Source organism: Streptomyces sp. (assembly GCF_031181705.1).
Classification (GTDB): Bacteria; Actinomycetota; Actinomycetes; order Streptomycetales; family Streptomycetaceae; genus Streptomyces.
The window spans coordinates 43,874-50,805 of sequence record NZ_JAPSKN010000018.1 but is presented as its reverse complement, the minus strand read 5'-3'; the positions used below and the strand labels follow the sequence as shown (position 1 = coordinate 50,805).

The following is a 6,932-nucleotide window of genomic DNA, read 5'->3' as shown; positions in this document are numbered from 1 at the left end:
GGCGTCGCACGCGCCGAGGCCCTTGACGAGCGACTCGGGCTGGAACCCGAGGGAGAAGAAGTTCCTGACCGAGTCCGCGGCGCTCGGCCCGGTCGGAGGGCTCGTGGGCACGTGGCGGGCATCGCGCATCCCGCCCGTGGATGCGCTGCGCCGCTGAAGCCGGGCGCGGCCCGGAGACGGTAGAGGTCCCCGCGGCGGTCCGGGAGTTGTGAGGCAGCTCTCATCAGGCTGCTCGGCTGCCGCAGATCCGCACCGTCCGGCCGGCCGCCGGAGACGGCCAGGGCCGCCACCCCCCACAGGAGAGGCCCCGGCCGTCGCACGGCACGGGCCGCGCGGCGGCCCGTACCTCCTACAGCGTCCGGTGTGCGTTTTGTGTCACACCCCTCCGTGTCACGGCTTAGTTGCATCTCGGGGGGACGTGGACGGCGAGTGGTTTCAGGTCGTAACGTGCCTTTCGCGCCACACCGGAGGCAGCAGGACCACCGCAACCACCTGCGGTCTTGTGAACCGCAATGATCAACGAGGAACGACGACGGCGAGAACCCGGGCCGCGCCAAGCGGCGCCGGCTCAGGCGCAGAAGGGCACGCGGTGCTGGGGGACGACGCGGAGCTGACCGCCGCGGTGCGTGCGGCACAGGACGGGGACGAGACCGCGTTCCGTACTGTGTACCGCGCCGTGCACCCGCGGTTGCTCGGATACGTACGGACGCTCGTCGGCGACCCCGACGCCGAGGACGTGACGTCCGAGGCGTGGCTGCAGATAGCCCGGGACCTGGAGCGGTTCACCGGCGACGCGGACCGGTTCCGCGGCTGGGCCGCCCGGATAGCCCGCAACCGCGCGCTGGACCACATACGCATGCGCGGGCGGCGACCCGCCATAGGCGGTGACGAGACGGAGCTGACCGGCCGCGCCGCCGAGTGCGACACCGCGGGCGAGGCCATCGAGGCGCTCGCCACCGACGGCACGTTCTCCCTGATCTCCCGGTTGCCGCAGGACCAGGCCGAAGCGGTCGTGCTGCGCGTGGTCGTGGGGCTCGACGCGAAGACCGCCGCGCAGACGCTCGGCAAGCGCCCGGGCGCGGTCCGCACGGCGGCGCACCGGGGCCTGAAGCGGCTCGCCGAGCTGCTGGGCGACAATCCTCAGGCCGATCCGGAATCGGCCGGGGTGCTCGACGCCCTGCCGCCCCAGCGAGAACCGCGTGGCGGTGCGGTGACGTCCGCAGGTGTGACGCACAGCGTTGCGCGGACGCAGAAGGATGTGTGATGGCCGACGAGCAGTACGGGTGGCTGGACCGCGAAACGGCGGAGCGTTTGCTGAGCGGAGAGCCACCGGAAGCTGTCGACGGCGCCCACCGCGGCGAGGCCGAACGGCTCGCCAGGACACTCGGCGCGCTGTCCGTGCCACCCCCGCCGACCAGCGAGGAACTGCCCGGTGAGGCCGCCGCGGTAGCCGCTTTCCGCAAAGCCCGCGAGGAACGCGCCGACGCCCTGGCCGCCTCCGCCGCCACCCGTGATCAGGCCCTCGCCGGGACCGCCCACGCCGGGCTGGTCCGGATCGGCGGCGCACGCGGCCGCGGCGCGGGTGGCGTCCGGCGCTCCCGCCGGGTCCGTCCGGCCGGCCTGGCGCTGGCCGCCTCGCTGGCCGTCGGCACGGTCGGCTCAGTCGCCGTCGTGGCCGGAACCGGAGGCCTGGGCGCGCCGTTCGGCGGCGACGAGACCGGCCCCGGTGCCTCCGTCTCGGCCGCCACCACTCCTCCCGAGCGCCCCCTGGTCTCACCCTCGCCGACCGGCGCCGGGCAGGGCGACGGTGCTCCCGGCGACGACGCCCCGAACAGCGCCGCGACCGGCGGCGCCGGTGACCCCGGACGGAACGGCACCCGCGAGGACACCACCGGGAAGGGCGACGTCCGGGAGGGCCGCCCCGACAGCCGCGAGGCGATCGCCCGGGCCTGCCGCGACCTGCACGACGGCAGGCACCTGGACGACGACCGCAGACGCGCCCTGCGGGACGCGGCGGGCGGCACGCGCGTGTGGAAGTACTGCAAGGGCGTCCTGTTCATGGCAGGCCCCCGCTCCGGCGAGCCGGACGAGAAGGCGACGGGGCAAGGGCAAGGGCAGGGGCAAGGGCAGGGACAGGGGCAAGGGCAGGGCCACGGCAAGGGCCGGGACGGGCAACGGGACCGCGGCCAGGACCGCGAGGCGGACAAGGCGGAGCGGAAAGCCGAGCGGAAAGCGGAGCGGAAAGCCGAGCAGAAGGCCGAGCGGAAAGCGGAGCGCAAGGCCGACCGGAAGGCCGGGCGGCAGGCCGGGGTGAAGGCGGCCGACATCGCGGAGGACGTCGGCCACAGCCGCGCCGGGCACTCCTTTGCACCCCTGCGACCTGCGGTTTCGTACTCCGTGAGAATCCCTTGGCCGAGGGTGTGACGTTTTCGGCCGCCGCGGCGCAGTAATGAGTGAGCCGACTGGTCATCGGCTGTCGCACGGAGCCGGGGTTCCCCCCGTACCTACGGCTCGTGCACCTGAGCGCGGGCGGGACACGTTCCCCCGGTCCCGCCCGCGCCCCAAATCCCTCTCCCCGGTCTCACCAGGACACGACGACCTTGTCGCCGTTGCGCACCTGCGCGTACAGGCTTGCGATCGCCGCCTCGTCCCGGACGTTGACGCAGCCGTGCGAGGCACCCGCGTAGCCCCGGGCGGCGAAGTCCGCCGAGTAGTGCACGGCCTGGCCGCCGCTGAAGAACATGGCGTAGGGCATGGGGGAGTCGTAGAGCGTCGAGACGTGGTCGCGGGACTTCCAGTAGACGGAGAAGACGCCTTCCCGCGTGGGTGTGTACTCCGAACCGAAGCGGACGGCCATCGTCGACAGCGTCCGCCCGTCGACCATCCAGCGCAACGTCCGGCTGGTCTTGTCGATGCACAGCACCCGGCCGCTGCGGCAGCGCGGGTCCGGCGGATCGGCCGGCTGGCCGCCCATCAGATACAGCTCCCAGCGGCCCGGCTCGCGGGTCATCCGCAGCAGCCGCTCCCAGGTGACGGTGTCGGTCCGCCCGGTGCGCGGCAGCCCGCGCCTGCCCTGGAAGCCACTGACCGCCCGCTCCGTGGCCCCGTCGTACGTCCCGGTCGGGCCGTCGAACAGCCAGGCGACCTGCCGGAGCCGCGCCTGGAGCTCGCGGACGCCCCGGCCCGTGTCGCCGCGCGACCACAGCACGCGGGGCGCGGCCCGGGGCGTGTCCCCGGAGGGCGGGGCGGTGCTCGGCCGGCCCTCGCCACCGCCGGCGGGGCTGCGCGCGGGCGACGGCGTGCCGTCGGGCAGCTCGATGCGCACCGGCGAGCGGCCCCTGCCGTCGTCGCCGGGGGTCTGCACGGTGCAGCCCGTCAGCGCGGCCAGCACCGCGACCGCTGCCGCTGTCGATCTCCCCATGCCCGTGGTACGCACACGGCCCCCCGTCGTCTCAGCGGTCCGCCCGGATGTCACCTGAGATGTTCCCCGGGCGTGACCCGCCGCGAACCAGAGGGCATGGTGGTGAGCGAGGTCACTGCTTCCGGGAGGCATCCACCATGGCACGCGAGTCGGAGTCGGGACTGCCGATCGAGCCGGTCTACGGGCCCGAGGCCCTGGACGGCTGGGACCCGGCCGAGAAGCTGGGGGAGCCGGGGGAGTACCCGTACACGCGGGGCGTGTACCCGACGATGTACACCGGCCGGCCCTGGACGGTGCGCCAGTACGCCGGGTTCGGCACGGCGAGCGAGTCCAACGCGCGCTACCGGCGGCTGATCGCCCACGGCACCACGGGGCTGTCGGTCGCCTTCGACCTGCCCACGCAGATGGGCCACGACTCCGACGCGCCGCTCGCGCACGGCGAGGTCGGCAGGGTGGGCGTGGCGGTCGACTCGGTCGAGGACATGCGGGTGCTGTTCGGCGGGATCCCGCTGGAGCGGGTCTCGACGTCGATGACGATCAACGCCCCGGCGGCCGTGCTGCTGTTGCTGTACCAACTGGTCGCCGAGGAACAGGGGGCCGGGCCCGGGCAGCTGACCGGCACGATCCAGAACGACGTCCTGAAGGAGTACATCGCCCGCGGCACGTACATCTTCCCGCCCAAGCCGTCGCTGCGGCTGACCGCGGACATCTTCCAGTACTGCAGGGCGGAGCTGCCGCGGTGGAACACGATCTCGATCTCGGGCTACCACATGGCCGAGGCGGGTGCCTCGCCCGTGCAGGAGATCGCCTTCACCCTGGCCAACGGCATCGAGTACGTACGCACGGCGGTGGCGGCCGGGATGGACGTGGACGACTTCGCGCCGCGGCTGTCGTTCTTCTTCGTCGCGCGCACCACGCTCCTGGAGGAGGTCGCCAAGTTCCGCGCCGCACGCCGGATCTGGGCCCGGGTGATGCGCGAGGAGTTCGGGGCGCGCAACCCGAAGTCGCTGATGCTGCGCTTCCACACCCAGACCGCCGGGGTCCAGCTCACCGCCCAGCAGCCGGAGGTGAACCTGGTGCGCGTCTCCGTCCAGGCGCTGGCGGCGGTGCTGGGCGGCACCCAGTCGCTGCACACCAACTCCTTCGACGAGGCCATCGCCCTGCCCACCGACACCTCCGCCCGTCTCGCCCTGCGCACCCAGCAGGTCCTGGCCCACGAGACCGACGTGACGGCCACCGTGGACCCCTTCGCCGGCTCCTACGTCATGGAGAGGCTGACCGACGACGTGGAGGCGGCGGCGGTCGACCTGATGGGCCGGGTCGAGGAGCTGGGCGGGGCGGTCGAGGCCATCGAGCGCGGTTTCCAGAAGGGCGAGATCGAGCGCAACGCCTACCGCATCGCCCAGGAGACCGACTCCGGCGAGCGGGTCGTGGTCGGTGTCAACCGCTTCCGGCTCGACGAGGAGGAGCCCTACGAGCCGCTGCGGGTCGACCCGGCCATCGAGGCCCGGCAGACCGAACGCCTGGCCGCCCTGCGCGCCGAACGCGACCGGCAGGCCGTCACCACCGCCCTCACCGCCCTGAGGAAGGCCGCCGAAGGCGACGACAACGTCCTGTATCCGATGAGGGAGGCGCTGCGGGCCCGGGCGACGGTGGGCGAGGTGTGCGGCGCGCTGCGGGAGGTCTGGGGGGCGTACGTCCCCTCGGACGCCTTCTGAACGGCGGCCGAAGCGGGTGAGCACCGGGTCCGGAGTCCCGGCCTCCGTGCGACACTCCCTTCCATGTTCGGTGTCATCGATCTGCCCACCTACCTGGCGGGCCTCGTCCTGATCATTCTGCTGCCCGGTCCCAACTCCCTGTACGTGCTGTCCGTGGCCGCCCGCCGTGGCGTGCGCGCCGGGTACTCCGCCGCCGCGGGCGTCTGGTGCGGGGACGCGGTGCTGATGACCCTGTCCGCGGCCGGGGTCGCCTCGCTGCTGCAGGCGAACGCCGTGCTGTTCGGGATCGTGAAGTACGCGGGGGCGGGCTATCTGACCTGGCTGGCGATCGGCATGCTGCGCGCCGCCTGGGGCATGTGGCGGACGCGCGCGGAGCGGACCGTCCGTGACGAGGGCGCCGCGCCCGCGGAGGAGCGGCCCTTCCGGCGGGCCTTCGTCGTCAGTCTGGTCAACCCGAAGGCGATCCTGTTCTTCGTCGCCTTCTTCGTGCAGTTCGTGGACCCGGCGTACGCCTACCCGGCCCTGTCCTTCGTCGTCCTCGGCGTCCTCGCCCAGCTCGCCAGCGTGCTGTACCTCAGCGCGCTGATCTTCGGCGGCACCCGGCTGGCCGCGGCCTTCCGCCGCCGCAGGCGCCTGTCGGCGGGGGCGACCTCGGCTGCGGGCGCGCTGTTCCTGGGGTTCGCGGTCAAGCTGTCGCTGGCGAGTTCGTGACGCCTCGCCGCCGGAGGCAGAAGCGGGCCGGGTGGCCGGGGAGCCCGGCCGCCGTGTCGCCCGCCCAGCCGAGGTAGCCGTCTGGGCGGTAGAGGTACAGCCCCGGTGTCCGATGACCCGGTGTCAGGACCGCTTCGCCCGGGCCCGCCGCACGGCCCGGGTGACCACGGGCGGCAGCAGGTCCCTGACGATCCGGCGGGTCCGGGACGGGGCGGGACGGGCCGGGCGCGCGGCACGGGCCTCGGCGACCTCGGTGGCGGGAGCCTGCACGGGGACGGGTGCCACGTAGTGCCGCGAGGTCGGGAAGGGCGGCGGCTTCATGCCCCGGGAGCGGGTCCGGATCAGCCGGTGCCCGGCCGCCTCCTGCACGCTCAGCCCGACGTCCGTGCGCTGCCGCAGCATGTGCAGCAGCTCCTCCTGGAGCGGCTCGGGATCGCCCCAGGTGCCGTACAGCTTCTGCGTGCTGAGGCAGATCGGCCGCAGGCCGCGGTTGAGGACGGCCTCCCAGGCGGCGACCGAGACGCCCGGCGTGTGCTCGGAGCGGAAGTCGTCGAGGACCACGATGCCGTCGGGCCGCAGGATGTCGTGGGCCGCGCCGATGTCGCCGTAGACGTGCTCGTACAGGTGCGAGGCGTCGATGTGGACGAAGCGGCAGGTGCCCGGGGCCACCCTCTCCGGCACCACCGAGCTGGGGGCCGCGATCACCGTCGGCAGGCTGTCGTGGAAGGAGAGGTAGTTCCGCTCGAAGGCCTGCCGGGTCAGTGAGGAGTACGACTTCGCCGCCTCCGCCTGGTTGGCCCCGTCCGGGGCGTCGCCCTCGAACAGGTCGCAGACCGTGAACGTCTCGCCCGGCTGCAGGTGGTGACCGAGCAGGATCGCGCTCTTGCCCAGGTAGACGCCGAGCTCCAGCAGGTCGCCGCGGGTCCCCAGCTGCTGCTGCCGTTCCAGGAACCAGGTGAAGAGCATCTGGTCCAGCGCCGGGAACCAGCCCGGGACGTCCGCCAGTTCGCCGGGGTGCTTGTCGGTCACTTGCGCGTTGGTCATGAGACGAGCCTTCTCTGTGAGCGTTGCCCGAACCGACG

At 73.3% G+C, this 6,932-nt stretch carries 6 protein-coding genes; 4 read left to right on the top strand and 2 right to left on the bottom strand.

Going from position 1 to position 6,932, the window contains the following annotated elements; all coding sequences use genetic code 11:
* Positions 1-589: 589 nt before the first annotated feature.
* Both RIN80_RS06465 and RIN80_RS06460 read left to right on the top strand, forming a co-directional pair.
* Positions 590-1,264, top strand: a complete 675-nt coding sequence (locus RIN80_RS06465; RefSeq protein ID WP_309094522.1) for an RNA polymerase sigma factor — start codon at positions 590-592, stop codon at positions 1,262-1,264.
* Positions 1,264-2,424 (top strand): hypothetical protein, encoded by a 1,161-nt coding sequence (locus RIN80_RS06460; protein ID WP_309094521.1) that lies wholly within the window; start codon positions 1,264-1,266, stop codon positions 2,422-2,424. Before RIN80_RS06465 ends, RIN80_RS06460 begins: the two co-directional genes overlap by 1 nt.
* 157 nt (positions 2,425-2,581) lie before the next feature.
* Here RIN80_RS06460 and RIN80_RS06455 read toward each other — a convergent pair whose 3' ends face one another.
* Positions 2,582-3,421, bottom strand: a complete 840-nt coding sequence (locus tag RIN80_RS06455; protein ID WP_309094520.1) for a L,D-transpeptidase family protein — start codon at positions 3,419-3,421, stop codon at positions 2,582-2,584.
* A 137-nt stretch (positions 3,422-3,558) separates the two neighbouring features.
* On the opposite strand from RIN80_RS06455, the gene RIN80_RS06450 reads away from it, so the two are divergent.
* Together RIN80_RS06450 and leuE are read left to right on the top strand one after the other, a co-directional pair.
* Positions 3,559-5,139: a methylmalonyl-CoA mutase family protein gene (locus RIN80_RS06450; RefSeq protein WP_309094519.1), complete on the top strand. Its 1,581-nt coding sequence runs from the start codon at positions 3,559-3,561 to the stop codon at positions 5,137-5,139.
* Between the two features lie 63 nt (positions 5,140-5,202).
* Positions 5,203-5,850: a leucine efflux protein LeuE gene (gene leuE, locus RIN80_RS06445; protein ID WP_309094518.1), complete on the top strand. Its 648-nt coding sequence runs from the start codon at positions 5,203-5,205 to the stop codon at positions 5,848-5,850.
* A gap of 123 nt (positions 5,851-5,973) precedes the next feature.
* Here the strand turns inward: leuE and RIN80_RS06440 are convergent, their stop codons facing one another.
* The gene (locus RIN80_RS06440; RefSeq protein WP_309094517.1) at positions 5,974-6,894 is read right to left on the bottom strand and encodes a class I SAM-dependent methyltransferase; all 921 of its coding nucleotides are present in this window, start codon (positions 6,892-6,894) and stop codon (positions 5,974-5,976) included.
* Positions 6,895-6,932 lie beyond the last annotated feature (38 nt).

Excerpts from the sequence above, each read along its gene's own strand:
- leuE (WP_309094518.1), top strand. The coding sequence starts at position 5,203 with ATGTTCGGTGTCATCGATCTGCCCACCTACCTGGCGGGCCTCGTCCTG.
- RIN80_RS06450 (WP_309094519.1), top strand. The coding sequence starts at position 3,559 with ATGGCACGCGAGTCGGAGTCGGGACTGCCGATCGAGCCGGTCTACGGG.
- RIN80_RS06460 (WP_309094521.1), top strand. The coding sequence starts at position 1,264 with ATGGCCGACGAGCAGTACGGGTGGCTGGACCGCGAAACGGCGGAGCGT.
- RIN80_RS06455 (WP_309094520.1), bottom strand. The coding sequence starts at position 3,421 with ATGGGGAGATCGACAGCGGCAGCGGTCGCGGTGCTGGCCGCGCTGACG.
- RIN80_RS06440 (WP_309094517.1), bottom strand. The coding sequence starts at position 6,894 with ATGACCAACGCGCAAGTGACCGACAAGCACCCCGGCGAACTGGCGGAC.